This is a genomic window from Serratia sp. EWG9 (assembly GCF_019913725.1).
GTDB lineage: Bacteria > Pseudomonadota > Gammaproteobacteria > Enterobacterales > Enterobacteriaceae > Serratia > Serratia ureilytica.
Genome location: NZ_JADNRO010000003.1, coordinates 1 through 23,063 on the forward strand (window position 1 = coordinate 1; position 23,063 = coordinate 23,063).

Below are 23,063 nucleotides of genomic sequence, written 5' to 3' on the forward strand. Positions count from 1 at the left end.
GCAGGCATAGCGCATTAGGCGAAACCGCCATGGACGGCGGTTTCAGGTGAGACAGGCAGGGACGCCTGTCGCAACCGGCCTCAATGCGGTATGGCGGAGAGAGGACAAATCTGCCTGGAGCAGATTTGAACGCTGCTTGCAGCGGCCCCGAAGGGGCGAGGCCCAGGGATGGGCTGAGTAACGTTGGCAAAGCCAACCGTCTGATAGGGCAAAGGCGCGGGTTGCCAGGGGCCGCGCCTTCGGCCCCTGGCTCGGTCGAGGTGCCTGAGCCACATGGGGCATCTCACTTTTATCGACCGAAAATGTCACGAACGCCTGCAGAAAAACGCTAACTGATCAGCATTGCGGTAAAAACCGGGCCTGTTTCTACACCTTATTGCCAATCTGGCTGAGCCGCGGCCACACCAGCATCAGCGCCTCCAGCAACCGCAACAGATCGTCCCGGCTTGCCCCTTCTCGCGCCTGCACCGACATGCCTTCAATGGTGCAAATCACGTATTTCGCCAGCAGCGCGGTATCGGTTTTCGCCAGCAGCTCGCCCTGTTGCACCTTGCGATCGAAGCAGGCCTTCAGCGCAGCTTCCTGCGCATGATGCTTTTTGCGCAGCATCTGGGCGACGTCGTCGGAAGCGGACGACAGCGCAGCGGAGGCGCACACCATAAAGCAACCGGAGGGGGTATCGGGATCGGTGAAGACCTGAACCGAAGAACGCACGTAAGCCTCGACGATCTCGGCCACCGGCACATCCTGTTCCAACAGCTGGTTGGTGCAGGTGGTGTATTTTTGCAGATAGCGCTCCACCGCCGCGCGGAACATCCCTTCTTTGTTGCCGAACTCGGCATATAGCGTCGGCGCCTTGGCGCCGGTCACTTCCACCAGATCGGCCAGCGAGGTGGCTTCATACCCGTGCCGCCAGAACAGATCGAGTGCGCTTTCCAACGCCCGGTCGCGATCAAATTGTTTGGGTCTGCCACGGCTTTTCTTGCCGCAGACCGCTTCATTGATGCTCATCGTTCCTCTCCTATCCCGCTCCACAGCAGGCTTAGCACAAATAACTTAACGATCATTATAAAAAAATATTGCGCCCTCGTCGAGAACCGATTAGCATTTAGTTATCGATCGTTAATAAAAATTAGCGAACCGGATTAAAACCCTCTATTGACCGTTATCGAAAAGGAATTAACATCATGAAAAGCTTAAAACTAACCTTAGCCGCCCTCACTCTGGCCAGCGTTTCCTTCGGCAGCTTCGCCGCCGATTTGGTCACTAGCCAACCGGCCGACCAGCAAAAAGTGGGCGTCATCACCGTCAGCGGCGCGTCCGATTTGACCTCGCTGGAAAACAGCCTGGCCGCCAAAGCCGATCAGGCCGGCGCCAAATCCTTCCGCATCACCAGCGCCGGCGGCAACAACCAGCTGCATGGCACTGCAGAAATCTATCAATAACAAAGTATTAAGCCTGTGGACTGCATATCCTTATTGCTCACAACGCCAGGGCGTAAAAAAATTAATTAACGAACATTAAAAAAATACTTGCAATCCGTCAAACCGGCATCTAACATTAAATTATCGATCGTTAATTAATTTAACGACCTTACAAAACAAACATCGTAAAGAACACTGATAGGAAATAAGACCATGAAAAACCTGAAAATGACCATCGCAGCCATCGCACTGGCTTCCGCCTCCTTCGGCAGCTTCGCCGCCGAACTGGTTAACACGCAACCCGCCGACCTGCAAAAAGCAGGCGTCGTTACCGTCAGCGGCGCGTCCGACCTGAGCAGCCTGGAAAACAAACTGGCGGCCAAAGCCGACGCGGCGGGCGCCAAATCCTTCCAGATCATCGCCACTACCGGTGACAACAAACTGCACGGCACCGCGATCATCTACAATTAATGGCCGGATCGGCAATCGTGCAAAAGGGCGGCTCAGGCCGCCTTTTGTTTGCTTTAACGCCAACGTTCTGTTGTAAGCTGTAGCGACCTCTTCCCGCTGAGCCGAGCAACGCCATGACTCCCCTGCTGTTTCACAAATATCACGGTCTGGGCAACGACTACCTGGTATGCCACCGTTTGGTCGCCGATCGCCTGAGCCTGGAACAGATCCGCCTGCTGTGCCACCCGCATTACGGCATCGGTTCCGACGGCCTGCTGATCGACAGCGGCGACGCCGTCAATCCCACCCTGCGCATCATCAACCCGGACGGCTCCGAAGCGGAGAAAAGCGGCAACGGCTTGCGTATCTACGCGCGGTATCTGTTCGACAGCAAGCGCGTGGCGCATCAGCCGTTTCTGGTGCACACCGCCGGCGGCGACGTGCGTTGCCAGGTGGCGGAAGACGCGCATCAGATAACCGTGGAGATGGGGCGCGCCAATTTCAGCCCGGCGGCGCTGCCGGCCTTGATCGATCTGCCGGAGGCGCTGAACTATCCGCTGCCCCTGAAGGAGGAGACGTTAAGCGTTTCGCTGGTGTCGATGGGCAACCCGCACTGCGTGGTGCCGGTGGAAAAACTGGATCTGGCGCAGGTGCATCGGCTCGGACCGCAGATTGAGCGCCATCCGCTGTTCCCGAAACGCACCAATGTACAACTGGTGGAAGTGGTCGATCGCCAGACGCTGCGCATCGGCATCTGGGAGCGCGGCGCCGGCTTTACCCTCGCCTCCGGCAGCAGCAGCTGCGCCGCCGCCAGCGTGATGCGCAAGTTGGGACGAGTCGGCGATCGGGTTAGTGTGCGGATGCCGGGCGGCGAACTGCAGATCGCCTTCAGCGGCGATTTTCAGGTCAGCATGCGCGGACCTGTGCATAAAATCGCCACCCTGACGCTGGACGAAGACTGCTTTGCCGGCGGCGCGGGGCTGTTTACGGGATCCACCCCAGCAGCCTGAACCACAGATAGTCCAACGGCACCAGCAGTGCGAAGCTGAGCGCGGCCAACAGCAGGCACAGCTTTAGCCCTTCGCGCGCCGGCACTTTGCCCATCCCCATCGCCACCACGATCGGCGAGGCCTGATACGGCAACAGCGGCGTGGCGTAACCGATCACCTGGGTCATCAGCACCGTCAGCAGCGGCAAGCCGCTGCCTGCGGACAACGCCTGCGCCAGCGGGGTAAACAGCGCCGGCACGCCGTTGGCGGTCACCACGAAATTCAACAGCGCGGTGACCCCCACCAGCGAACCGAATGCGGTAAACGGCTTGCCGTGCAGATCCGGCATCATCGCCAGCAGCGCGCCGCCCAACCGATCGCCGAGCCCCGAGTGGCTGACCAATGCAGTCAGCCCCAGGATCCCCGCCACGTAAATACAGGTGCGCACGTTGACCCCGGCGGCGAACTGCTCGCCGTTGAGAAAACCGACGCGCGGCAACAGGCAGAAGCAGGCCGCCGCCAACCCTATCCAGGCCGGGGCGATGCCGTGCCAGCTGTCGGTCATCCACAGCAGCACCGTAATGCCCAACAGCGCGATCAGCCGCCACTCGGCGGCACTGAGCGGCGTTTGCCCCGCCTCGGTCGCCACCGGCTGCGGCCGGGCACGGAACAGGCCGCAGATGCACAGCGTCAGCAGCGCGCCTTTGGCCACCCCGAGCACCGGAGCGTGCAACAGCAGATAAGAGAGATAAGCGAAGTGGCTGCCGTAGGCGCTTTCTGCCGCGCCGCTCATCACCAGGTTAGGCACGTTGGCCGGCAGGATGCTGGCGGAAAGCTGGAAGGTGCCGAACCCCACCGCCAGCGCCAAACCGATGCGGCCGCGCGAGCCTTCAGTCAGACCGGCGCGCTCGGCCAACGCCATGACGATCGGCATCAGCAGCGTAATCCGCCCCATGTTGGAGGGCATGACAAACGCTAACGCGTAGCTTATCGCCACCACGCCGCCCACCAGGCGCGGCCAGGAACCGGCCAGATGCGGCAAGAGTCGGTTGGCCAGGCGATCCGCCAAGCCGGTGCTGCGGATGGCGGTGCCCAACACGAAACCGCTGAGCACCAGCCAGAATGCGGAAGACGCGAAACCGGAAAAGGTCACCGCGGCGGGCGCCAGCTGCAATACCATCACCGCCGCAAAGAACAGCAACGCGACCAAATACTCCGGCAAACGGGCGCTGGCCCATAGCGCGATGACCACCAGCGTGACCAGCGCAGACAGCGCCATGGGATCCCCCAACATAGTTCTTCTCCCTGATAAAACGTTGTGATTGTTATCAAACGGTTAACAGGGTGACACAAGGCGCGGGCGTTAACCTTGAAACCGCTCACATATCGTCGTTCTGCAGATTTTTCAGCATGCACACATTGCAGCCGTGGTGGCCGGTATTGCCGCGCCGTTCCGTCAGCAGCGTGAAACCCAACGCGTAATACAACCCGATCGCCTCTTTCAATTGTTCGGTGGTTTCCAGATAGCAATAGCGATACCCTGCCGCCCGGGCCGCCTTCAGCGCCTGCACCACCATATAGCGCGCCATGCCCAACCCACGCGCGCCGGGTTTGAAGAACAGTTTCTGCAGCTCGCAATAGCCGGGCTCTTCGCCGGCCAGCGGCGCCATGCCGACGCCCCCCACCACCAGCCCGTCCCGCTCCAGCACCCAGTAGCGGCCGCCGTTGTCGCGATACAGGCCAGTCAGCCGATCGAGATCGGGATCGTGCAGGCTGACGCCTTCCATCTTGTCCATGCCGTACTCGCGAAACACCTCGCGAATGATCGCCGCCATCACCGCATCATCGCGCTCGGCGATCGGCCGCACCCGCAGATTGGCGTCGCGCTGTTTGCGCGCGCTGCGCAGCGCCGCGGTCATCTTTTTCATCGCCGCAGTGGTGCTCGCCAGCTCATCGTCATCCAACTGCGCCAGCGCCGCCTGCATAAAGCCGTCGGCGTCGTTCTCGATGCCGGCCAGCGCCTTGCCGCCCTGTTTACTCAGCCGATGCAGGTTGTGCCGCCTGTCATCCGGATGATCTACCGTTTCTATCACGCCGGCGGCCACCAGGCTGCGCAGCGCCCGGCTGGCGCTGGCCTTGTCGATGCACAGCCGGGCCGCCAGCTCGGTGACGCCCAGCGGCTGCTCGCTGACTTCGATCATCAGATGGATCTGCAGCGGCGAAAAGCGCGAGCCGTTGCTCTGCTTGTTCAACATGCCGAATTCTCTGACCAAATTGCGCGCCAATGCTCTGAAATCCCTGATGTTCACAATTGATATCCCCAATTAGCTACCGATAAAAAATGAGATTTAGTTGATAGTGTTACCTAATTTCGAAAATAACGATAACGCATAAACAATTGCGAATGAATAACCAACAGGTCACCTGAATATGTCAAAATATTTCAGTTAAAAGAACTTAAACCCAATTAAATAATTATTTTTAAAATTAAAAACCAAATTAGCATTTAAAATTAAAATAAAAACCCAGAAAAAATGAACACAAAAACATCAAAAATTCATAAATAAAAAAACAAAGAGAATATCTACATGAAAAATAAACAATAAAAAATAAAAAAACGAAAACTTGATATAAACAACTTAACCGCTATCTCGTCAACGTCGGTTACATATTTACGCCTGCCTTCACGCGCCTGCCTGCGCCATTGTCCCTTTTGCCAAAAGTAGCCCATGCTTTAACTGCTCCTTTCCTTCTGGCTAACCGGGACGCTGGCTCATGACGAAAAAAACCACCCTGCTGCAATTCTTCCACTGGTACTACCCCGACGGCGGCAAACTGTGGCAGGAGGCCGCCGAACGCGCCCCGCACCTCGCCGAACTGGGCATTACCGATCTGTGGCTGCCGCCCGCCTACAAAGGCGCTTCCGGCGGCTACTCCGTCGGTTACGACACCTACGATCTGTTCGATCTGGGCGAGTTTGACCAGAAAGGCAGCGTGGCCACTAAATACGGCGACAAGGCGGCGCTCGAACACGCCGCCACTGCGCTGCGCGAACACGGCGTGGGGGTGCTCTACGACGTGGTGTTCAACCACAAGCTCGGCGCGGACGAGAAAGAACGGGTGCACGTGTTCAAGGTGGACGCCAACAACCGCAACGACATCGACGACCAGGGCTTCGACGCGCTGGCCTATACCCGCTTTACCTTCCCCGGCCGCCAGGGCGCGCATTCCGAGTTTATCTGGGATTACAAATGCTTCAGCGGCGTCGATTACGTTGAGCAGCCGGACGATAAAGGGGTGTTTAAAATCGCCAACGACTACGGCGACGACGGCTGGAACGATCAGGTCGACGACGAGAAAGGCAACTACGACTACCTGATGGGCGCCGACGTGGAGTTCCGCAATACCGCCGTGACGGAGGAGCTCAAATACTGGGCGCGCTGGCTGCTGGACACGCTGCCGTGCGACGGCTTTCGCCTCGACGCCGCCAAACACATTCCCGCCTGGTTCTTCAAAGAGTGGGCGGATCACGTGCGCGACAGCGCGCAGCGCGATCTGTTTATCGTCGCCGAATACTGGTCGCACGATCTCAGCGCGCTGCAACAATACATCGAGTTGGTGGACGGCAAAGTAATGCTGTTCGACGTGGCGCTGCACCTGAAGTTTCATCAGGCGTCAAAACAGGGCGACGGCTTCGACATGGCGCAGATCTTCACCGATACCCTGACCGCCGTCGATCCGGCCCACGCGGTGACGCTGGTCGCCAACCACGATACCCAGCCGCTGCAATCGCTGGAGGCGCCGGTGGAACCCTGGTTCAAACCGCTGGCCTACGCGCTGATCCTGCTGCGCGAACAGGGCGTGCCCTGCGTGTTTTACCCCGACCTTTATGGCGCCAGTTACCGCGATAAAGGGCGTGACGGCGGCGAGTACCAGATTGACATGCCGGCGATCCCAGAGCTGGAGAAGCTGATTGCCGCCCGCCAGCGCTTCGCCAACGGCCCGCAAACCGACTACTTCGACGACAGCCACTGCGTGGCCTTCAGCCGCGCCGGCACCGCCGACGCCCCCGGCTGCGTGGTGGTGTTGACCAACGGCGGCGAAAGCGGCAAGACGGTCGCGCTCGGCGCCGATCTGGCGCGCACCGCCTGGCGCGATTTCCTCGGTAACCGCCAGGAGGAAATCACCACCGACGACCAGGGCAGCGCCCATTTCCCGGTCAACGCCGGCAGCGTCAGCGTCTGGGTGCCGACAGGCAGCCTGTGAACGCCCGCCGCCGCGCAATGATGCCGCGGCGGCAAAACTAATGTTTGCCTTTCGGGTCTAACTTACGCTATCAACTGCGCAAGCCATTCACACCGGAGCCTAAATAGGGTACAAGGCTGCATGAAAATTCCAAAACGACTCCAGCCGCTGGTGGATGACGGGTTAATCGACGAAGTCATCCGCCGTTTGAAAAGCGGCAAAGAAGCCGACGTGTTTATCGTGCGCTGCGGCGATGAGATCCGCTGCGCCAAAGTGTACAAAGAAGCCGAGAAGCGCAACTTCAAGCAGGCCGTGCACTACCAGGAAGGGCGCAAGGTGCGCAACAGCCGCGACGCGCGCGCCATGAGCAAAGGCTCCAAATTCGGCCGTCAGCAACAGGAAGAAGCCTGGCAGAACACCGAAGTGGACGCGCTGTATCTGCTGGCCAGAGCCGGGGTGCGGGTGCCGCAGCCGGACATCTGCCTGGACGGCGTGCTGCTGATGGAGCTGATCACCGACGAGGAAGGCCTGGTGGCGCCGCGTCTGAGCGATGTCATCCTGACGCCGGAACAGGCGCGCGCCGATCATGCTCTGATGATGAACTACGCGGTGCGCATGCTGTGCGCCGGCTTGGTGCACGGCGATCTGTCGGAATTCAACGTGCTGATGGATAAAGACGGGCCGGTGATCATCGATCTGCCGCAGGTGGTGGACGCCGCCGCCAACAACCACGCCAAAAGCATGTTCGAGCGCGATATCGACAATCTGGCGGAATATTACGGCCAATTTGCGCCGGAGCTGCGCGACAGCCAATATGCCAAAGAGATCTGGGCGCTGTATCAGGAAGGCACGCTGACGCCGGACAGCGTCCTCAGCGGCCGATTCAGCGAAATTCAGAAGCGCGCCGACGTCGGCTCGGTGCTGGAAGAGATCCAGGCCGCCAGCGAGGAACATCAGCGCCGCCTCATGGCGCGCAACGCGGAAGAGTAACGCCCGCGCTACTCGACGCGAAACACGTCCGGCCGCTGCGGGGTCGCGGCTTCGTGATAGATATCCCCCAGATAGCCGGCGATCTCCTCTTCGCGCAGATCCGCCGGCAACACGATATCGTAGCTGGGGGCATATTTGCGCTCCGGCAGCGTCACGCGGAACAGCCGCCATTCGTCCCCGATACGCTTCACGCCTACCAGGCGGCCGAACACGTTAAAAATCATCATCCGCCATTCCCCTTTTCGTCGCTTTCAGGCTATAACACTGTGATGCCGCCGCAGTGAAAAGGAAAGCGCATGAGTGAAAAAACGCCCCAGTTCTGGCGCGACCCGCAGTTGCCTTTTGTCGAAGCGCGCGCCATCAATGATGGCCGCAAAGTGTGCTACAGCCTGCACAGCCACGAATTCTTTTCCATCGGCGCCATCACCGGCGGCGTCAGCACCTATGTCAACGGCGAGCGGCGCATGCAGGTCGGCGCCGGCGATGTGGTTGTCATCAATCCGCAGCAGGCGCATGCCTGCAACCCGATCGCCGACCGCCGTTGGTCATACATCATGTTCTATCTCGATCTCGCCTGGCTCGGCGCGCTGCAGCAGGAAATGATGGGCGGCGACGGCGACCGCTTTGTCCCCTTCAGCCGGCCGCTCAGCCGCGATCCGGCGCTGTTCAACGGGCTGAACCAACTGTACGCGCTGCTGACGAACGCGCAGTGCGGCGCGCTGGAAAAACAGATCGCCCTGGTGGAGTATTTCAGCGCCCTGCAGCTCGCGCTGGGCAGCGGCCGCCAGCCGGAGACGCCGCCGCACCCCCGACTGGAAGCGGCGGCGGCGTTTATCGACGCGCACTGCACTCAGTCGCTGACGCTGGAAGACATTTGCCACGCCGCCGCGCTCTCGCCCTCCTACCTGATCCGCGCCTTCCGCCAGCGCTACGGCATGACGCCGCACGCCTATCTGGTCAATCGCCGCGTGCAGCACGGCCATCGGCTATTGAAAAGCGGCCTGCCGATCGCCGCGGCCGCCAGCGAAAGCGGCTTTGCCGATCAGGCGCACTTCCAGCGCACCTTCAAACAGCTGCTGGCCGCGACACCCGGCCAGTATCAAAAACCCTCCGCCAACAGATAGCAGGCGCTGGCCGCCAGCAACGCCGCCATCGCGCGATTGAAGCGTTGTACGTTGCGCGCCTGCCTGAGCAGGCCGCGCAACATCGCGCCAACGTAAGCCCAGCAGGCCACCGAAGCATAGCAAATCACGAAGTAGAGCCCGGCGAACTGCCACAGCAGCCGGATGTCACCGTCGCCGACAAACGCCCCGAGGCTGGCCACCGACGCCAGCCATGCCTTGGGGTTCAGCCATTGCATCAGCGCGCCGTACCAACAGGAAGGCGCCTGCGCCTCGCCGTTGCCCAGCCTGCCGTCGTCAAACGCCAGCCGGTAGGCCATAAACAGCAGGAAGGCCACGCCGGCCCATTGGATCAAGCGGGTCAACGCCGGCCACAGGATCAGCAGTTGGTGCATGCCCAAACCCAGCAGCACCAGCAACAGGGTAAACCCCAGCGTGGCGCCGAACACGTGACGCTGGGTCGCGCCAAAGCCGAACTGCGCCCCGGCGCTCAATGCGACGATGTTGACCGGGCCGGGCGTGATGGAGGCCGCCAGCGCAAATGCGGCCATGGAAAGGTAGATATTATTCATGAGGGCACCTGAGGAAAAATTCACAGGCGCCAGAATGCCGGGCCGCGCCGACAACGTATTGAACAGAATTGCCCTGTTAGGTTTAGCGCACCGCGACGGCCCGTCGGCGCGGCAACCCGAAGGTATTGACCGCCATGCCGGCCAGCACCAGCAACGCGCCGCCGAACTGCGCCGGCGACAGCGCTTCGTCCAGCAGCAGCCAGGCGGCGAACAGCCCGACCAGCGGCACCAGCAGCGTCAGCGGCGCGACGCGCCAGGTTTCGTAGCGCCCCAGCAGGCTGCCCCACACCGAATAACCGAACAGCGTGGCGGCGAACGCCAGATAGGCAACCGCCAGCCAGGTGCCGACCTGCACATGGCTCAGGCTGGCCAGCACCGCCTGCGGGCCGTCGAACAGCCAGCTGCAAATCAGGAACGGCAGTACCGGGATCGGCGCGCTCCACACCACCAGCGACAAAATGTTGCGCTGCGGGAAACCGGCCAGGATCTTCTTGTTGGTCAGGTTGCCCAGCGCCCAGGAGAACGCCGCCGCCAGGGTCAGCAACAGGCCCGCCAGGGGGACCGCGCCGCTGCCCGGCTTATGCAGGCTGGCCTGCGCCAGCGCCAGCATGCCGCCGCTGGCGATGGCGATGCCGACGAAATGATTGACGCGCAGCTTTTCGCCCATCAGCACGACACCCAACAGCAGGGTGAAGAACACCTGCGCCTGCAACACCAGCGAGGCCAGCCCCGCCGGCATGCCCACCTTGATGGCGACAAACAGAAAGGCAAACTGCGCGAAACTCATGGTCATGCCGTAGAGCAACAGCCATTTCCACGGAATGGTCGGGCGCGGGATAAAGAAGATCGCCGGCAACGCCACCAGTAAAAAACGCATCCCGGCCAACAGGAACGGCGGCATCCCCTGCAGGCCGAACTTGATTACCACGAAATTCACGCCCCAGATCACCACCACCAACAGCGCCAACAGCCGATCGCGCAATGTCATCCTCGCCCCGCTTATCCCATTGAAAATTCGCTTTGCCTTGCAGGTTACAACCAAACCGGGCGCATGGACACCGGCAAACGCCGGCGTTTATTCCGGCATCAGGCCAATGAAGGTGGTTTTCTTGCGCGGGCCGGTCATCAGCGCTTCCAGCTTCTCCACGCACTGCAGATAGTGTGGGGTCTGCTTGTGCGCCGCCACCGCCTGCTCGTCGCGATAGGCTTCGTAGATGTAAAACCGCGTCGGAATATGCTCATCCTGCAGCACGTCGAAACGCAGGTTGCCCGGCTCTTCGATCGCCCCCAGATGATTGGCGCGGAAAACGTCGATAAATTCGTCGATCTTGTCCTGTTTAACGTTGATCTCTACCAATGTGACGTGCATGACAGCTCCTTGTTTAAACGGTGCGCCGCAGCATGGCGCTTTCCAACCATAGGTTTATTCCCGTCGATTGCCCTGCCGCAACGGCAATTTTGCCGCCTGGCTCACAAATCGCACCGGCGATGCCCACCCCGCCCCCGGCGAGGGAAGACGGCGGCATCTATAGTTACTATTCCTCCCCCTGAGAGCATAGGCTATGGATAACTACTTGATGGCGCTGGACGCAGGAACAGGCAGCATTCGCGCGGTGATCTTCGATCTGGCGGGCAATCAGATCGCGCACGGCCAGGCCGAGTGGCAACACCTCGCGGTGCCGGGCGTACCCGGCTCGATGGAATTCGATCTCAACCGCAACTGGCAGTTGGCCTGCCAGTGCATCCGCCAGGCGTTGCAGCGCGCGGGGCTGAGCGCGCAGGCGATCCGTGCGGTAGCCTGCTGCTCGATGCGTGAAGGCATCGTTCTGTACGATCGCAACGGCGTGCCGATCTGGGCCTGCGCCAATGTCGATGCGCGCGCCAGCCATGAAGTCAGCGAACTGAAAGAGTTGCACAACCACGGCTTCGAACGTGAGGTCTACCAGTACTCCGGCCAGACGCTGGCGCTGAGCGCCATGCCGCGCCTGCTGTGGCTGGCGCACCACCGGCCGGACATCTATCGCCAGGCGGCGACGCTGACCATGATCAGCGACTGGCTGGCCTACATGCTGAGCGGCGAGCTGGCGGTCGATCCTTCCAACGCCGGCACTACCGGCATGCTGGATCTGACCAGCCGCGACTGGCGGCCGGCGCTGCTCGATATGGCCGGGCTGCGCGCCGATATTCTGTCGCCGGTGAAAGAGACCGGCGTCGTGCTGGGGCGCGTCACCGAACAGGCGGCGCAGGAGAGCGGGCTGCTGCGCGGCACCCCGGTGGTGATGGGCGGCGGCGACGTGCAGCTCGGCAGCCTGGGGCTCGGCATCGTGCGCGCCGGGCAGACGGCGGTGCTCGGCGGCACCTTCTGGCAGCAAATCGTCAACCTGCCGGAACCGGCCATCGATCCGGAAATGAACATCCGCATTAACCCTCATGTCATTCCCGGCATGGCGCAGGCGGAATCCATCAGCTTCTTTACCGGCCTGACCATGCGCTGGTTCCGCGACGCTTTCTGCGCCGAAGAGAAACTGCTGGCGGAGCGACTGGGGATCGACGCTTACAGCCTGCTGGAAGAGATGGCGGCCAGGGTGCCGCCGGGCGCCTACGGCGTGATGCCGATCTTTTCCGACGCCATGCATTTCAAAACCTGGTATCACGCGGCGCCGTCGTTCATCAACATGTCTATCGATCCTGAACGCTGCAACAAACAGACGCTGTTCCGCGCGCTGGAGGAGAATGCCGCCATCGTCTCAGCCTGTAATCTGGAGCAGATCGCCGCCTTCTCCGGCGTACAGGCCCGCTCGCTGGTGTTCGCCGGCGGCGGTGCGAAGGGCAAACTGTGGAGCCAGATCCTCAGCGACGTCACCGGCCTGACGGTGCGGGTGCCGGTGGTGAAAGAAGCCACCGCGCTGGGCTGCGCGATCGCCGCCGGGGTCGGCGCCGGGCTTTACGCGTCGCTGGCTGAAACCGGCGAGCAGCTGGTGCGCTGGGAGCGCGAGCATCAGCCGGATCTCACCAACCATGCGCGGTATCAGGAACAGAAAGAAAACTGGCGGCGGATTTACGCCGATCAGCTGACGCTGGTGGATAGCGGCCTGACCACCTCATTGTGGAAAGCGCCGGGGCTCTAGCGCCGCGCGCGGCCCGGTCATAACCTTATACCGTTTTATTCCTTTCCCCTCGGCGCGGCGCAAGCCGCGTTTTAACTCGCTGCCGTCATTGTTCCCGCTCAGAAACAGTGTAACCACCGCAGATGGATTTATCTGCGCCTTCAGCCTGCCGTAGATTGTGACTTTGATCACGCCGCGCCCCGAGCGCGGCCTGCGCATTCACCTGAGAAGAGCGGCATTATGCTGAATAATAAAGATAACCCTGCATCATCCCCGTGGCCGGCGATCTTCTCGCTGACGGTCGCCTGTTTTGTCATGGTCACCACCGAGTTTTTGCCGATCGGCCTGCTGACCAACATCGCCCCTTCGCTCGGCGTCAGCACCGGCACCGCCGGGCTGATGGTGACCATGCCCGGCATCGTGGCGGCGGTGGCCGCGCCGGTATTGAGTCTGGCTTCCGGCCGGCTGGACAGACGCCTGCTGATGCTGGGGCTGTCGTTGCTGCTGATGGTGTCCAACCTGGTGGCGGCGCTGGCCGTCAACTTCCCGATGATGCTGCTGGGCCGCGTGCTGCTGGGCATCTGCGTCGGCGGCTTCTGGTCGTTCGCCGCCAACTACGGCCGCCATCTGGTGCCGGAAGCCAGCCAGGGCCGCGCCACTGCGCTGATCCTCAGCGGCATTTCGGTCGGCGCGGTATGCGGCGTGCCGGCCGGGGCGCTGATCGGCGATCTGTTCGGCTGGCGCGCCGCCTTCTTCGGCGGTGCGGCGCTGGCAGTCGGCGTCCTGTTGGCGCAGCTGCGTTTGCTCACGTCGGTACCGCCTTCCCGACCGGTCACGCCGCGCGATCTGGTGCTGCCGCTGCGCCTGCCGATGGCGCGCATCGGCCTGATCGCCATCGTGCTGCTGTTCATCGGCCACTTCGCCGCCTATACCTATCTGCGGCCCCTGCTGCAGCAGGTGTTCGTGCTCAGCCCATCGGCGATCTCGCTGCAGCTGTTGGCCTATGGTGCCATCGGCCTGCTGGGCACCTTTCTCGGCGAGCGTCTGGCGGAACACAGCCTGCGCGCCACCTTCATACTGATCGCCGCCATGCTGGCGGGCATTTTGATCGTTTCGCCGCTGCTCAGCGGCCTCGCCGGCGCCACGCTGATGGTGCTGGTATGGGGGCTGGCCTTTGGCGCCGTGCCGGTCTGCGCCACCAACTGGATGTTCGCCGCCGTGCCGCAGGCGCCGGAAGCCGGTCAGGCGCTGTTGGTGTGCGTCATCCAGATCGCGCTGGCCTCCGGCGCACTGCTGGGCGGCGAGGTGGTGGACTGGCAGGGCGTCAGCAGCGCCATGCTGTTCGGCGGCGCGCTGATCCTCTCCGCCACGCTGGTATTCGGCCTCAGCTTGCGCTCCGGCGCGATTGGCGCTAAACAGTGTTAATCATTATCTATCTGCAGAAACATGCCCCGGCCACCGCCGGGGCATGGCGTTGAGAACCTATGGACCATCATTTGCTCGCTATCCGGGTATTTAACCGCGTCGTGGAAACCGGCGGCTTTACCCGCGCCGCCGATTCGCTGGGCATGCCGAAAGCGACGGTCACCAAGCTGATCCAAAATCTGGAGGATCACCTGCAGACCAAACTGTTCCAGCGCACCACCCGCAGCGTGTCGGTCACCCGCGAAGGCGAATGCTATTACCAGAATACGGTGAAATGGCTGGCGGATTTGGAGCAGATGGAGGGCTGTCTGACCGAGTCGCAGAATTCTCCGCAGGGCGTGCTGCGCATCGATACCGGCAGCGGCACCGCCCGCCAACTGCTGTTGCCGGCGCTGCCCGGCTTTTTGGAACGCTACCCGCAAATCCAGATCGATCTCAGCATCGGCGATCGCGTTATCGATTTGATCAGCGACAGCGCCGACTGCGTGATCCGCAGCGGTCCGTTGGCCGACTCCAGCCTGATCGCCCGGCGTCTGTTCGATCTGGACTGGGTCAGCTGCGCCACCCCGGCCTATCTGGCGCGCCACGGCACCCCGCGCCACCCGTGCGATCTGGAACAGGGCTTTCCGATGGTGCACTACCGCCATCCGGTCAACGACCGCATCCATCCGCAACGCTATGTCGAGCGCGGCAAAGAGATCGCCATCCAACAGCGCTACCCGGTCAGCATCAATGAAGGCAACGCGCTGCTGGCGGCGAGCCTGGCCGGCTTGGGCATCATCCAGATCTATCGGTTTATGGCGCAGCCGCACCTCGAGCGCGGCGAACTGGTCAGCCTGCTGCACGACTGGCAGCCGCCGCCGGAGCAGATGTACGTGGTCTACCCGTCCAATCGCCACCTCAGCGGCAAGCTGCGGGCGTTCATCGACTGGGCGGTGGAGACGTTTCATTAACCGGCCGCTTAGGCAGGAGCGGCTTTTTTCCCGACTTTAAAAAAAAATAGGCACATCATGCATATCGAACCGCTGCTCGCCCATCGCCGGCGCATTGAAGAACTGGCCGCGTTGCTGCACCAGGAATGGGGCGCCTTTGCGCAGTGGAGCAGCCGCGATACCATCAGCCGGCGGCTGGCTGAACGCTGCGCACCCGAGAGCCAAGGCGTCGTGTTGCTGGCGCTGTCGCCACAGCAACAGATCGTCGGCACCGCCAGTTTGACGCTATATGAATTGACAGATAAACCGGAGCGCCAATACTGGCTGAGCGAAGTCTTTACCCACCCGCAGCACCGCGGCCAAGGCATTGCCCGCAACCTGATCGCGCGCTGCATCGAGCACGGCCGAATCCAGGGCATCAGCGAACTGTATCTGTATACGCCCGACCAGCAGACGCTGTATCAGAAACTCGGCTGGCGCCCTCTGGAGCAACGCCAGGTCGCCGGTGAAACCGTCACGGTGATGAGCCGCACGTTGTAGCCGCACGCACTGTGGTATTATTGGCCGCATATTGATTTCCGACGGACGACCACCATGGCCTATATCCCCAAAAATTATGCGAAGCTGGAAACCGGCTACCGCGAAAAAGCGCTGAAACTGTTCCCCTGGGTATGCGGGCGCTGCTCGCGCGAATTCGTTTATTCCAACCTGCGCGAGCTGACGGTGCACCACATCGATCACGATCACAGCAACAACCCGGAAGACGGCAGCAACTGGGAAATGTTGTGTCTGTATTGCCACGACCACGAACACTCGAAATACACCGAGGCCGATCAATACGGTTCGACGGTGGTGGCCGGTGAAGATGCGCAAAAAGATATCGGCGTCGCCACCCACAACCCGTTCGCCAACCTGAAGGCGATGATGAAGAAGTAACGCCATCGACAGCTTAATGAGCCACTAACTTATTAAGCTGTTAAACTAACAAAAGGCGCTTCCGTTCCGCCACTTCCCAGAGAATTCCTACTTACCCATCCGGTCCATTCACCGCAAAATAAGCTGCGCAGTTAACAACATACTGGCTTGGCAAGCCGCCGCAGTTGGTGCATATTGTTCGCGAGTTGTTCTTGTTAACCTGTTTGATTATCAACCTAATAAGCACATTAACTTAATAAGTTACCCGCTTAATAACTTGAGAGATGGCAGCATGATTGTTCTGATTGGCTCGCAAAAAGGCGGCGTCGGCAAATCGACGAAAGCAGTGAATATCGCCGGGTATCTGATTCTTAAGCAAGGCAAGACGGCGATCATCGTCGATGCCGACGACCAGAAATCGATCATGACCTGGTACAACGACCGTCAGAACGTCGAGGGGCTGCCGCACATTCCGGTGGTGGCCGCGTCGGGTAAAATCAAGGAAACGCTGCTGGAGCTCGATCGCCATTACGACTACGTGATCGTCGATACCGCCGGCCGCGACAGCGCCGAACTGCGCTCCGGCCTGCTGGCCGCCGATCTGTTCCTATCGCCGCTGCGCCCTTCGCAGATGGATCTCGACACCATCGGCTATCTGTCGGAGATGTTCTCCACCGCGCAGGAATACAACGAGAAGGTCAAAGGCTACATCGTATTGAACATGTGCCCGACCAATATCTTCATTAATGAAGCCAACGAAGCGGCGCAGGTGCTGAGTGAATACCCGGAGTTCACCCTGGTGAGCAATCGCCTGTGCGACCGCAAGATTTACCGCGACGCCTGGGGTGAAGCCATCACCGTGCACGAGGCGAATAATGAAAAGGCGCAGACCGAAATTGAATGCCTGGTGAAAGAGGTGATCCTGTGAAGAAACGCACCCCCACCCACCGGATGTCGGAAGACGAATTCATCAACAGCGCCACCTCACACACGCTGCCGGTCGCGGCGCCCGCGCCGGAAACCAAACCGGCCGGCCGCAAGCGCACTTATAAGGCGATCTCCGTCAGCCTGACGGACAACCACATTGAGGCTATCGATGAAGTGATCGTGCAGGCGGCGCGCAACGGCATCGTGCGCATCACCCGCTCCGACATCATCAAACTGGCGATCGACGGATTGGCGGAGAAAAGCGAAGCGCAACTGCTGGCGCTGCTGAAAAAACTCTGACCGCACGGCAGCCGCCGGCTGATCGAGCCGGCGGGCCGTTATCATCTAGAGTTCCCCGCGACCTCGCACCGGTAGTCCTGAATTTCACCGGCCGACCCCAGGTTGAGATCGGTCAACTTCAAACGGTTTGCCAACAGCAGCATCTCGCCCTGCGGGCTGACCGCCAGCGCCAGACCGTAATTGCCGATGCTGTCGCCCTGTTCGACCACGTAGTTTTGCAACAAGCGGAAAGGATCTTCCTGGGTTAAATCGGTGCCCGCCAATTTTCTGGCCAGATATTGATGGCCGACCAATTTCACCGCCAGCGGCCGCCACTGTTGATCTAATTGCTCAGACTGTTCCCCCAGCGCGTTATAGACATCCTGGCGCAAGCAGGCAACGTGAATATGCAGCTGATTTTGAGAGCGGCCATATTTCGAATTGACCGCCAGAGAAACCCATGCGTCTTTTAACGGTTTACCCAGCTCGCTGGATATATGTTCGCGGTTATTCCAGGCCTGGGCGAAATAAGGCGGCGTTCGATCCGCTTGCAATATCGGGCTCTCGATGCCGCTGACCTTTTCGGTCGGCATCACCAGATCGTGGTAAGGGCCCTTGCTGTCCTTAAACAGGACATATCCCTCGGTTAAATCCACCTTTAAGCAGGGCGCAGGATCGTGGTTCTGCTGCTGATTGGGCACGCACTGTTGGCTGACTATCTGCCACAGCGCATTCGGATTGCCGCGCCCGAAGAACCACCACAGCACCGCCGCCAGCAGCAAAATGACAAGCAAAATAATTAATAGTCTGAAAAGTCTTTTCATCGCGACTCCCTGTTTATCTATTCCATACCGAAAGGAGCGCCAGCATAAACCAAGGCTCCGGCATCGACCAGAATATTATCCTTAATGTCACCTTTTATTGACGTCTTGTTAGCAATGGATAATTAAAAATAAGCCTCCACCTGAGTAATTTAAGGTAAATTAATACCGTGGGTTGAATATGAGTGTGATATAAGCAGCCGGGACTCTTTTTATATAAGGAACCGATAAGATGCCAACGATGGGCAAATCCCTGCATTATCTCGACGTAGGTTCAGGCTTTCCATTGCTGCTGGGCCACAGCTATCTGTTCGATCTGAATATGTGGGCGCCGCAGTTTGAAGCGCTGGCTAAACGCTACCGCCTGATCGTACCGGATCTCTGGGGCCACGGCGATTCACCGGCGCTGCCACCCGGGCGAAACAGCCTGTCGGATATCGCCGCCGATCATTTGGCGCTGATGGATCATTTGGATATTGAAGAGTTCGGCATCGTCGGCCTGTCCGTCGGCGGCATGTGGGGCGCCGAACTGGCGGCGCTGGCGCCGGAGCGGGTGAAAGTGCTGGCGCTGCTGGACAGCTACCTGGGCGACGAAACTCCAGAGGCGCGGCAGCGCTATATGGGCATGCTGGCCGCCGTGGAACAGGCCGGCGCCATCACTCCGCCGCTGCTGGAATATATCGCCGCACAGTTCTATTCCGACGAAGTGCCCGCTGCGCTGTCGCAGCCGTTGCTGGCCCATCTGCAAAGCCTGCCCGCCGAGCGCCTGCGCGAAAGCATCGTGCCGCTGGGCCGGATGATCTTCGGCCGCCCCGACAAGCTGGCGCTGCTGGAACACATCACCGCCGCCAGCATCGTCATCACCGGCGCGCAGGATAAGCCGCGCCCGCCGGCGGAAGGCCAGCGCATGGCGGATCTTCTCGGCTGCCGACATGTGCTGATCCCCAACGCCGGGCATATCAGCAACAAGGAAAATCCGGCGGCGGTCAATGAAACGCTGCTGGCGTTTCTGGCCGAAAGCACCACGCCGCTGTTTTGGTAAGTCGCTCCGGGCCGCCAGGCCCGGACCTGCCATGCCATCGCTCAGACGACGTGGCTATCGCCATTTCCCTGACCGAACTCCCCCAGACGCAACCAGCGGTAAAGCTCCGCATCGCGCTGAAAATGCATCTTTCTCATCACCGCCCGTTTATGCGTGCTCACCGTCTTGATGCTGACCCGAAGCCGACGGGCAATGGCGGTCGGCGTCATTTCCCAACTCAGGTAACGCATCACTTGTTTTTCCTGCGGCGTCAATGGCAACGGCTGGCACCAGGCGCAACAAGAAAAACCGCAGGCGCCGCCGGTTCGGCCTTTTATCACCCGCGCTACCGTGTGCAACAGCTTTGCGACGCCTTCATTGCGGTACACCCTGCCCGCTTCCCTCAGGCACCCCGAAATGGCGCGAATGCGGGCTTCTCTGAGATCGTAAACGGCGAGATAAAGGGCGTGAGGAGCATGGGGAGGATGGCAAAAACGCGCCATGTCGCCTTTGGCGATCGCCTGGAACACAAGGTCGGCATTCATCGGCTCGCTGCAGCGCGCCTCGATGCCACGTTCACTAAAATAGTCGCTCAACGCCCGATACGCCCCGGCGACAAAAAAGCGGTCGATATCCAGGAAGGCGATATTGATGACCGTGTTCACGCCGTTTCCCTCCGCGCGAAAACAAACCGGCAAAACCGGCCGGCATTGAGCCTGCTGCGCCCATCCAACGTAACGAGCAGCAGCGTCAAAACCGCCCATTGGATGAGCGACAGCCCGAACGGGTAGGAAAACTGCGCGCACAGCAGCAAGGGAATGCCGCTCGCCGCCAACGCGGCCTCTTCCCCGGCGGCCGGGCTGTGCAAGCGGGCGGCGATGCGCTCCCGTCGCCATGTTTGGCGCACCAGCGCCGCAACGCCCGCCAGCAGGCACAGCATGCCCGCCAACGCAACGACGCCGCCTTCTATCCACCACAGCAGGAGCTCATTATAGGGTTGCCGCGCTGCGCCTGCCCGCGCCACCGCGGGCAGCGCATGGGCCTGTAAATGCTCAAAGCCATGCTCGAATCGGCCATAGCCCCATCCCAACCAGGGCCGCTCTACCACCAGCGCCAACGAGTCAAGCAGCGTATCGCAGCACGGCGCGGCATTCGACAAACGAACGCCGGCGTTCAATTCATCCGCCAATATCGCCAGGCAGAATCCCAATGCCGTCATCAGCAGCGCGAGCACGCAATGCAGCGGGTATCTGCGCACAAACATCAGGGTCAACAGCGCGGCACCCAATAGCACGCTGAGACAAACGGTCTGCGATGCCCCCCAGCCCAGCGCGGCGGATAAACCGATCAAGAGCGGCAGCAAGAGTAAAATACGCCATCGCTCGTTATCTCGGCGCAACATGCGGAACCGAGGCAACACCGTCAGACCCCATCCCGCCAATAATCCGCTCGCCAATAAACTGCTCGCGGCATCCGGCCAACGCCCCCCGCTGCCGGCATAGCCCGCCGCCGCCTCGGCCGGGAAGGAAAAAAGCCAAATGCCTCCCACGGCAGCGGCTAATACCAGCGTATAGATAAACGCAATACGCACGTGCTGCATGACCCGATATTGCAATAGGATAAAGTAAATAATCCAACTGCCAAACAGGCAGGCCATTCGCCCGACGGTAAGCACGCCCCACTCGGCACGAGAATAAAAAAGGGGCAGCAGCAATATCACCGCGCCCAGCGCAAAGAAAAAACACGCGGGGGTCATCCCCCACGCTTTTCGCAAAAAAAGGAGCGCGCCGCCGACGCCCAATAAAGCAAACAGGACAACCCCAATCACAAGAGAATATGGAAACGTCAGCGAGAAATAGTTCATATCATAGTGATAAATATAGCCACCCAACAAAAGCAATACGCTGACATAGACCATCACCATGAACTTTAAACATGGAATAGACATAATAATTTCATCCCAAAATATCTATCTAAAAAACCATCAGAAAAGGCTAAGCCATTTTTCAATTGCAATAAAAGAAATGCCTGTCAGCAACACCAGCCCGGTAACTATCGCCATCACAATCCCGACAGATTGAATAGCTTCAAAAAGCTTTCGCCTGTAGCGTAAAAGCGTCCAGTTTCTTTTAAACATACCTTTTCCTCTTGGCCATTCAGGCTTCAAGCAAAGAAAGCCCGCAATTTAAACGTGGATTACCGGCAAAATCCTGTCGCATTCCCCAGCGAGTTCCATCGTATCGTCGCAGCCAAAATCAAGATACATGTATTAAATTTAACCATAAAAACAGTTTTTAATTCCTAAAAACAATAAAAATAAGGAATTAAAAACCAAAACAAAGAAAACCTAATATTATAAAACTGGCGCCCCCCGTACGTTTGAACTTTCGCCAAAAATTTCACAACATGAAAAAATCGCCATCATCTTGACGGGTGAAAAATAATAGATGACTCTGTCCTCGCTAAATTTCGCCGTCGCTATAAGGGCAAGCAGCACATTATGGAATACGTCATTAATCAGATGATTATTTTCTCACCTGCCGAACGCGCATTGTTCATCATCAATGAACGGGAATCTTTTATGCCATTATCTAACCCTGCCACCCGCTTGTTGTTAGAGTTGGTTACCCATCATAAAGAGATGCTCACCCGCAGGCATTTGATGCAGCGGGTCTGGGAAGATAATGGTTTTGTGGGTTCAAACAATAATCTGAATGGTTGCATCAGTGAGATAAGAAAAGCGCTTGAGTCGCTGGCGCTGGATCCGCAAATCATTATTACCATCCCCAAACTGGGGTTCATTCTTGAAGCGGAAATTACCTCATGCGAAAACATGCGCTCACCGGACAACCAAAAAGCGGTTATTCCCACCCTGTTGACCCGGGCCGGCGCACTGTTAAAACGGCGTGGGAATATCTGCCAGGCAAATAAAGCGCCCCTTGCCGCAGCATTGATGATGATTGCGTGCTTTAGCCTCGTCTGCGCTTTATTGTGGTTCAACCGGCCGGTTCACGCGTTCAAAAACGCCAGGGTCGATTTTTTTTATCGCCATGAGCAGTGCAACGTTTTTACGTTGGAAACCGCCGCGCTGAACGACCGGCGTGAAACGCAAGCGCAAATTGCCGCTGCATTGAAAGCTGAAGCGACCGACTGCGGCACAACGCCCGCCGATCTGTTCTACACCAAAATCGCCAACCCCAATCTTCCTTTTCAGGTCACCTTCATCGCCATCTGCAATCTGGCGCAACCCGGTCAATATGGCCGGTGCCGCACGATCAAAAACACCGACGGTATGACGCCATGAACAAAAAAACACGCTTTATCGTCGGCTTGTTATTGCTGATGGCACCCCTGGCAAGCCAGGTCGCCCAGCTGTCGCACCATCCTAAAACCTTACTGCGTTGCGAAGCGGAGATCACCGCGCGCAACCGCTATGGCCCAGCCATGGAGCCCGCCGCGGTTTTAAAAGCAAAGATGTATTTTTTCCTCTACCACAACGGCACTGGCTTTATCAGGCTCAATGGCTTTATCGAGCGACAAGAAAAGACCTATGTGCTGAACCGCGAACTTCACTATGTGTATGACACCCCCGGCGATGAGGCGGCTGAAGAGGATGGCGGCGGCGATGGGTACACGCTGCGATTCGCCGCCGACCGTAAACATGCCGGAGATACGGTTCCCGCCCCCCTTTGGGCGACCTTTTTGCAGTCGGAAGATCCCCGAATCTCCTACCATGTCGCCATCGAACACGTACTCGGCAACCTGTATGTGGTCAGTACGCTTCAAAGCCCGACCTTTGTCTGCCGGCGTTATTAGGCTATGCGTTGCGAGTGTTGCCTATCGGA

Annotated in this window: 27 protein-coding genes; 16 read left to right on the forward strand and 11 right to left on the reverse strand. The window is 59.5% G+C overall.

All coding sequences use genetic code 11. The features are described from left to right. Positions 1 to 366: 366 nt before the first annotated feature. Positions 367 to 1,011: a TetR/AcrR family transcriptional regulator gene (locus ITX55_RS08155; RefSeq protein WP_033642313.1), complete on the reverse strand. Its 645-nt coding sequence runs from the start codon at positions 1,009 to 1,011 to the stop codon at positions 367 to 369. Between the two features lie 176 nt (positions 1,012 to 1,187). On the opposite strand from ITX55_RS08155, the gene ITX55_RS08160 reads away from it, so the two are divergent. The 3 genes from ITX55_RS08160 (at position 1,188) to dapF (ending at position 2,884) form a co-directional block, all read left to right on the forward strand. Next, positions 1,188 to 1,445 carry a DUF1471 domain-containing protein gene (locus tag ITX55_RS08160; protein WP_033642312.1) on the forward strand — a complete coding sequence of 86 codons (258 nt, stop codon included), beginning with the start codon at positions 1,188 to 1,190 and terminating at the stop codon, positions 1,443 to 1,445. A gap of 192 nt (positions 1,446 to 1,637) precedes the next feature. Continuing rightward, entirely contained in the window at positions 1,638 to 1,895 is a 258-nt protein-coding gene (locus tag ITX55_RS08165; RefSeq protein WP_033642311.1) for a YdgH/BhsA/McbA-like domain containing protein, read from the forward strand. Positions 1,896 to 2,008: 113 nt separating this feature from the next. After that, on the forward strand, positions 2,009 to 2,884 hold the full coding sequence (gene dapF / locus ITX55_RS08170) for a diaminopimelate epimerase (protein WP_223084993.1): 876 nt from the start codon (positions 2,009 to 2,011) through the stop codon (positions 2,882 to 2,884). On the opposite strand, the gene ITX55_RS08175 is transcribed toward dapF, so the two are convergent. Then, complete coding sequence (locus tag ITX55_RS08175; RefSeq protein ID WP_223084994.1) at positions 2,859 to 4,157, reverse strand: SLC13 family permease; 1,299 nt, start codon at positions 4,155 to 4,157, stop codon at positions 2,859 to 2,861. The genes dapF and ITX55_RS08175 overlap by 26 nt on opposite strands. Before the next feature lie 85 nt (positions 4,158 to 4,242). Continuing rightward, positions 4,243 to 5,148 carry a GNAT family N-acetyltransferase gene (locus ITX55_RS08180; RefSeq protein ID WP_197822238.1) on the reverse strand — a complete coding sequence of 302 codons (906 nt, stop codon included), beginning with the start codon at positions 5,146 to 5,148 and terminating at the stop codon, positions 4,243 to 4,245. 490 nt (positions 5,149 to 5,638) lie between these two features. Between ITX55_RS08180 and amyA the strand changes: the two genes are divergently transcribed. Together amyA and ITX55_RS08190 are read left to right on the forward strand one after the other, a co-directional pair. Beyond that, complete coding sequence (gene amyA, locus ITX55_RS08185) at positions 5,639 to 7,129, forward strand: alpha-amylase (protein ID WP_042783924.1); 1,491 nt, start codon at positions 5,639 to 5,641, stop codon at positions 7,127 to 7,129. Between the two features lie 120 nt (positions 7,130 to 7,249). Next, entirely contained in the window at positions 7,250 to 8,098 is an 849-nt protein-coding gene (locus tag ITX55_RS08190; protein WP_033642304.1) for a PA4780 family RIO1-like protein kinase, read from the forward strand. Positions 8,099 to 8,106: 8 nt separating this feature from the next. Here the strand turns inward: ITX55_RS08190 and ITX55_RS08195 are convergent, their stop codons facing one another. Next, entirely contained in the window at positions 8,107 to 8,325 is a 219-nt protein-coding gene (locus tag ITX55_RS08195; RefSeq protein WP_033642303.1) for a hypothetical protein, read from the reverse strand. Between the two features lie 69 nt (positions 8,326 to 8,394). Between ITX55_RS08195 and ITX55_RS08200 the strand changes: the two genes are divergently transcribed. Continuing rightward, on the forward strand, positions 8,395 to 9,222 hold the full coding sequence (locus tag ITX55_RS08200; RefSeq protein WP_060659791.1) for an AraC family transcriptional regulator: 828 nt from the start codon (positions 8,395 to 8,397) through the stop codon (positions 9,220 to 9,222). Here the strand turns inward: ITX55_RS08200 and ITX55_RS08205 are convergent. From ITX55_RS08205 to lsrG, 3 genes are all read right to left on the reverse strand, one after another. Then, positions 9,198 to 9,791: a LysE family translocator gene (locus tag ITX55_RS08205; protein WP_033642301.1), complete on the reverse strand. Its 594-nt coding sequence runs from the start codon at positions 9,789 to 9,791 to the stop codon at positions 9,198 to 9,200. The two genes, ITX55_RS08200 and ITX55_RS08205, sit on opposite strands and share 25 nt — an antisense overlap. Positions 9,792 to 9,873: 82 nt before the next feature. Then, the gene (locus tag ITX55_RS08210) at positions 9,874 to 10,779 is read right to left on the reverse strand and encodes an EamA family transporter (protein ID WP_033642300.1); all 906 of its coding nucleotides are present in this window, start codon (positions 10,777 to 10,779) and stop codon (positions 9,874 to 9,876) included. Between the two features lie 87 nt (positions 10,780 to 10,866). After that, the gene (gene lsrG / locus ITX55_RS08215; RefSeq protein WP_033642299.1) at positions 10,867 to 11,160 is read right to left on the reverse strand and encodes a (4S)-4-hydroxy-5-phosphonooxypentane-2,3-dione isomerase; all 294 of its coding nucleotides are present in this window, start codon (positions 11,158 to 11,160) and stop codon (positions 10,867 to 10,869) included. A gap of 193 nt (positions 11,161 to 11,353) precedes the next feature. Here lsrG and lsrK point away from each other — a divergent pair, with 193 nt between their 5' ends. From lsrK to ITX55_RS08250, 7 genes are all read left to right on the forward strand, one after another. Beyond that, on the forward strand, positions 11,354 to 12,919 hold the full coding sequence (gene lsrK / locus ITX55_RS08220; protein ID WP_033642298.1) for an autoinducer-2 kinase: 1,566 nt from the start codon (positions 11,354 to 11,356) through the stop codon (positions 12,917 to 12,919). A 219-nt stretch (positions 12,920 to 13,138) separates the two neighbouring features. Beyond that, positions 13,139 to 14,323 (forward strand): MFS transporter, encoded by a 1,185-nt coding sequence (locus ITX55_RS08225; RefSeq protein ID WP_033652404.1) that lies wholly within the window; start codon positions 13,139 to 13,141, stop codon positions 14,321 to 14,323. A 59-nt stretch (positions 14,324 to 14,382) separates the two neighbouring features. Continuing rightward, a complete protein-coding gene (locus ITX55_RS08230; RefSeq protein WP_033652403.1) occupies positions 14,383 to 15,276 on the forward strand; it encodes a LysR family transcriptional regulator in 894 nt (297 codons plus the stop codon). 57 nt (positions 15,277 to 15,333) lie between these two features. Further along, positions 15,334 to 15,795, forward strand: coding sequence for a GNAT family N-acetyltransferase (locus tag ITX55_RS08235; RefSeq protein WP_033652401.1), 462 nt, complete (start codon positions 15,334 to 15,336; stop codon positions 15,793 to 15,795). 54 nt (positions 15,796 to 15,849) lie between these two features. Beyond that, positions 15,850 to 16,191 (forward strand): HNH nuclease YajD, encoded by a 342-nt coding sequence (gene yajD, locus ITX55_RS08240; RefSeq protein WP_004939576.1) that lies wholly within the window; start codon positions 15,850 to 15,852, stop codon positions 16,189 to 16,191. Positions 16,192 to 16,462: 271 nt separating this feature from the next. Continuing rightward, the gene (locus ITX55_RS08245) at positions 16,463 to 17,098 is read left to right on the forward strand and encodes an AAA family ATPase (protein ID WP_016928620.1); all 636 of its coding nucleotides are present in this window, start codon (positions 16,463 to 16,465) and stop codon (positions 17,096 to 17,098) included. Continuing rightward, positions 17,095 to 17,397, forward strand: a complete 303-nt coding sequence (locus ITX55_RS08250; protein ID WP_042783920.1) for a hypothetical protein — start codon at positions 17,095 to 17,097, stop codon at positions 17,395 to 17,397. Before ITX55_RS08245 ends, ITX55_RS08250 begins: the two co-directional genes overlap by 4 nt. A gap of 41 nt (positions 17,398 to 17,438) precedes the next feature. Here ITX55_RS08250 and ITX55_RS08255 read toward each other — a convergent pair whose 3' ends face one another. After that, positions 17,439 to 18,200: a CDP-diacylglycerol diphosphatase gene (locus ITX55_RS08255; RefSeq protein ID WP_196018830.1), complete on the reverse strand. Its 762-nt coding sequence runs from the start codon at positions 18,198 to 18,200 to the stop codon at positions 17,439 to 17,441. Positions 18,201 to 18,438: 238 nt separating this feature from the next. Here ITX55_RS08255 and ITX55_RS08260 point away from each other — a divergent pair, with 238 nt between their 5' ends. After that, the gene (locus tag ITX55_RS08260) at positions 18,439 to 19,239 is read left to right on the forward strand and encodes an alpha/beta fold hydrolase (protein WP_080280887.1); all 801 of its coding nucleotides are present in this window, start codon (positions 18,439 to 18,441) and stop codon (positions 19,237 to 19,239) included. 41 nt (positions 19,240 to 19,280) lie between these two features. On the opposite strand, the gene ITX55_RS08265 is transcribed toward ITX55_RS08260, so the two are convergent. From ITX55_RS08265 to ITX55_RS08275, 3 genes are read right to left on the reverse strand one after another with little or no spacing between them, the layout of a single operon-like run. Next, complete coding sequence (locus tag ITX55_RS08265) at positions 19,281 to 19,883, reverse strand: LuxR C-terminal-related transcriptional regulator (protein ID WP_050440169.1); 603 nt, start codon at positions 19,881 to 19,883, stop codon at positions 19,281 to 19,283. Further along, on the reverse strand, positions 19,880 to 21,166 hold the full coding sequence (locus tag ITX55_RS08270) for an O-antigen ligase (protein ID WP_158524422.1): 1,287 nt from the start codon (positions 21,164 to 21,166) through the stop codon (positions 19,880 to 19,882). The genes ITX55_RS08265 and ITX55_RS08270 overlap by 4 nt, the downstream gene beginning before the upstream one ends. A 36-nt stretch (positions 21,167 to 21,202) precedes the next feature. After that, positions 21,203 to 21,355 (reverse strand): hypothetical protein, encoded by a 153-nt coding sequence (locus tag ITX55_RS08275; RefSeq protein WP_154219866.1) that lies wholly within the window; start codon positions 21,353 to 21,355, stop codon positions 21,203 to 21,205. A 363-nt stretch (positions 21,356 to 21,718) separates the two neighbouring features. On the opposite strand from ITX55_RS08275, the gene ITX55_RS08280 reads away from it, so the two are divergent. Together ITX55_RS08280 and ITX55_RS08285 are read left to right on the forward strand one after the other, a co-directional pair. Next, entirely contained in the window at positions 21,719 to 22,522 is an 804-nt protein-coding gene (locus ITX55_RS08280) for a winged helix-turn-helix domain-containing protein (RefSeq protein ID WP_089191335.1), read from the forward strand. Continuing rightward, positions 22,519 to 23,034, forward strand: a complete 516-nt coding sequence (locus ITX55_RS08285; RefSeq protein WP_047025645.1) for a hypothetical protein — start codon at positions 22,519 to 22,521, stop codon at positions 23,032 to 23,034. The genes ITX55_RS08280 and ITX55_RS08285 overlap by 4 nt, the downstream gene beginning before the upstream one ends. Positions 23,035 to 23,063 lie beyond the last annotated feature (29 nt).

Excerpts from the sequence above, each read along its gene's own strand:
- ITX55_RS08195 (WP_033642303.1), bottom strand. The coding sequence starts at position 8,325 with ATGATGATTTTTAACGTGTTCGGCCGCCTGGTAGGCGTGAAGCGTATC.
- ITX55_RS08165 (WP_033642311.1), top strand. The coding sequence starts at position 1,638 with ATGAAAAACCTGAAAATGACCATCGCAGCCATCGCACTGGCTTCCGCC.
- amyA (WP_042783924.1), top strand. The coding sequence starts at position 5,639 with ATGACGAAAAAAACCACCCTGCTGCAATTCTTCCACTGGTACTACCCC.
- ITX55_RS08225 (WP_033652404.1), top strand. The coding sequence starts at position 13,139 with ATGCTGAATAATAAAGATAACCCTGCATCATCCCCGTGGCCGGCGATC.
- ITX55_RS08175 (WP_223084994.1), bottom strand. The coding sequence starts at position 4,157 with ATGTTGGGGGATCCCATGGCGCTGTCTGCGCTGGTCACGCTGGTGGTC.
- ITX55_RS08205 (WP_033642301.1), bottom strand. The coding sequence starts at position 9,791 with ATGAATAATATCTACCTTTCCATGGCCGCATTTGCGCTGGCGGCCTCC.
- ITX55_RS08255 (WP_196018830.1), bottom strand. The coding sequence starts at position 18,200 with ATGAAAAGACTTTTCAGACTATTAATTATTTTGCTTGTCATTTTGCTG.
- ITX55_RS08260 (WP_080280887.1), top strand. The coding sequence starts at position 18,439 with ATGGGCAAATCCCTGCATTATCTCGACGTAGGTTCAGGCTTTCCATTG.
- ITX55_RS08200 (WP_060659791.1), top strand. The coding sequence starts at position 8,395 with ATGAGTGAAAAAACGCCCCAGTTCTGGCGCGACCCGCAGTTGCCTTTT.
- dapF (WP_223084993.1), top strand. The coding sequence starts at position 2,009 with ATGACTCCCCTGCTGTTTCACAAATATCACGGTCTGGGCAACGACTAC.
- ITX55_RS08210 (WP_033642300.1), bottom strand. The coding sequence starts at position 10,779 with ATGACATTGCGCGATCGGCTGTTGGCGCTGTTGGTGGTGGTGATCTGG.
- ITX55_RS08190 (WP_033642304.1), top strand. The coding sequence starts at position 7,250 with ATGAAAATTCCAAAACGACTCCAGCCGCTGGTGGATGACGGGTTAATC.
- ITX55_RS08275 (WP_154219866.1), bottom strand. The coding sequence starts at position 21,355 with ATGTTTAAAAGAAACTGGACGCTTTTACGCTACAGGCGAAAGCTTTTT.
- ITX55_RS08230 (WP_033652403.1), top strand. The coding sequence starts at position 14,383 with ATGGACCATCATTTGCTCGCTATCCGGGTATTTAACCGCGTCGTGGAA.
- ITX55_RS08155 (WP_033642313.1), bottom strand. The coding sequence starts at position 1,011 with ATGAGCATCAATGAAGCGGTCTGCGGCAAGAAAAGCCGTGGCAGACCC.
- yajD (WP_004939576.1), top strand. The coding sequence starts at position 15,850 with ATGGCCTATATCCCCAAAAATTATGCGAAGCTGGAAACCGGCTACCGC.
- ITX55_RS08160 (WP_033642312.1), top strand. The coding sequence starts at position 1,188 with ATGAAAAGCTTAAAACTAACCTTAGCCGCCCTCACTCTGGCCAGCGTT.
- lsrG (WP_033642299.1), bottom strand. The coding sequence starts at position 11,160 with ATGCACGTCACATTGGTAGAGATCAACGTTAAACAGGACAAGATCGAC.
- lsrK (WP_033642298.1), top strand. The coding sequence starts at position 11,354 with ATGGATAACTACTTGATGGCGCTGGACGCAGGAACAGGCAGCATTCGC.
- ITX55_RS08235 (WP_033652401.1), top strand. The coding sequence starts at position 15,334 with ATGCATATCGAACCGCTGCTCGCCCATCGCCGGCGCATTGAAGAACTG.
- ITX55_RS08280 (WP_089191335.1), top strand. The coding sequence starts at position 21,719 with ATGGAATACGTCATTAATCAGATGATTATTTTCTCACCTGCCGAACGC.
- ITX55_RS08285 (WP_047025645.1), top strand. The coding sequence starts at position 22,519 with ATGAACAAAAAAACACGCTTTATCGTCGGCTTGTTATTGCTGATGGCA.
- ITX55_RS08245 (WP_016928620.1), top strand. The coding sequence starts at position 16,463 with ATGATTGTTCTGATTGGCTCGCAAAAAGGCGGCGTCGGCAAATCGACG.
- ITX55_RS08270 (WP_158524422.1), bottom strand. The coding sequence starts at position 21,166 with ATGTCTATTCCATGTTTAAAGTTCATGGTGATGGTCTATGTCAGCGTA.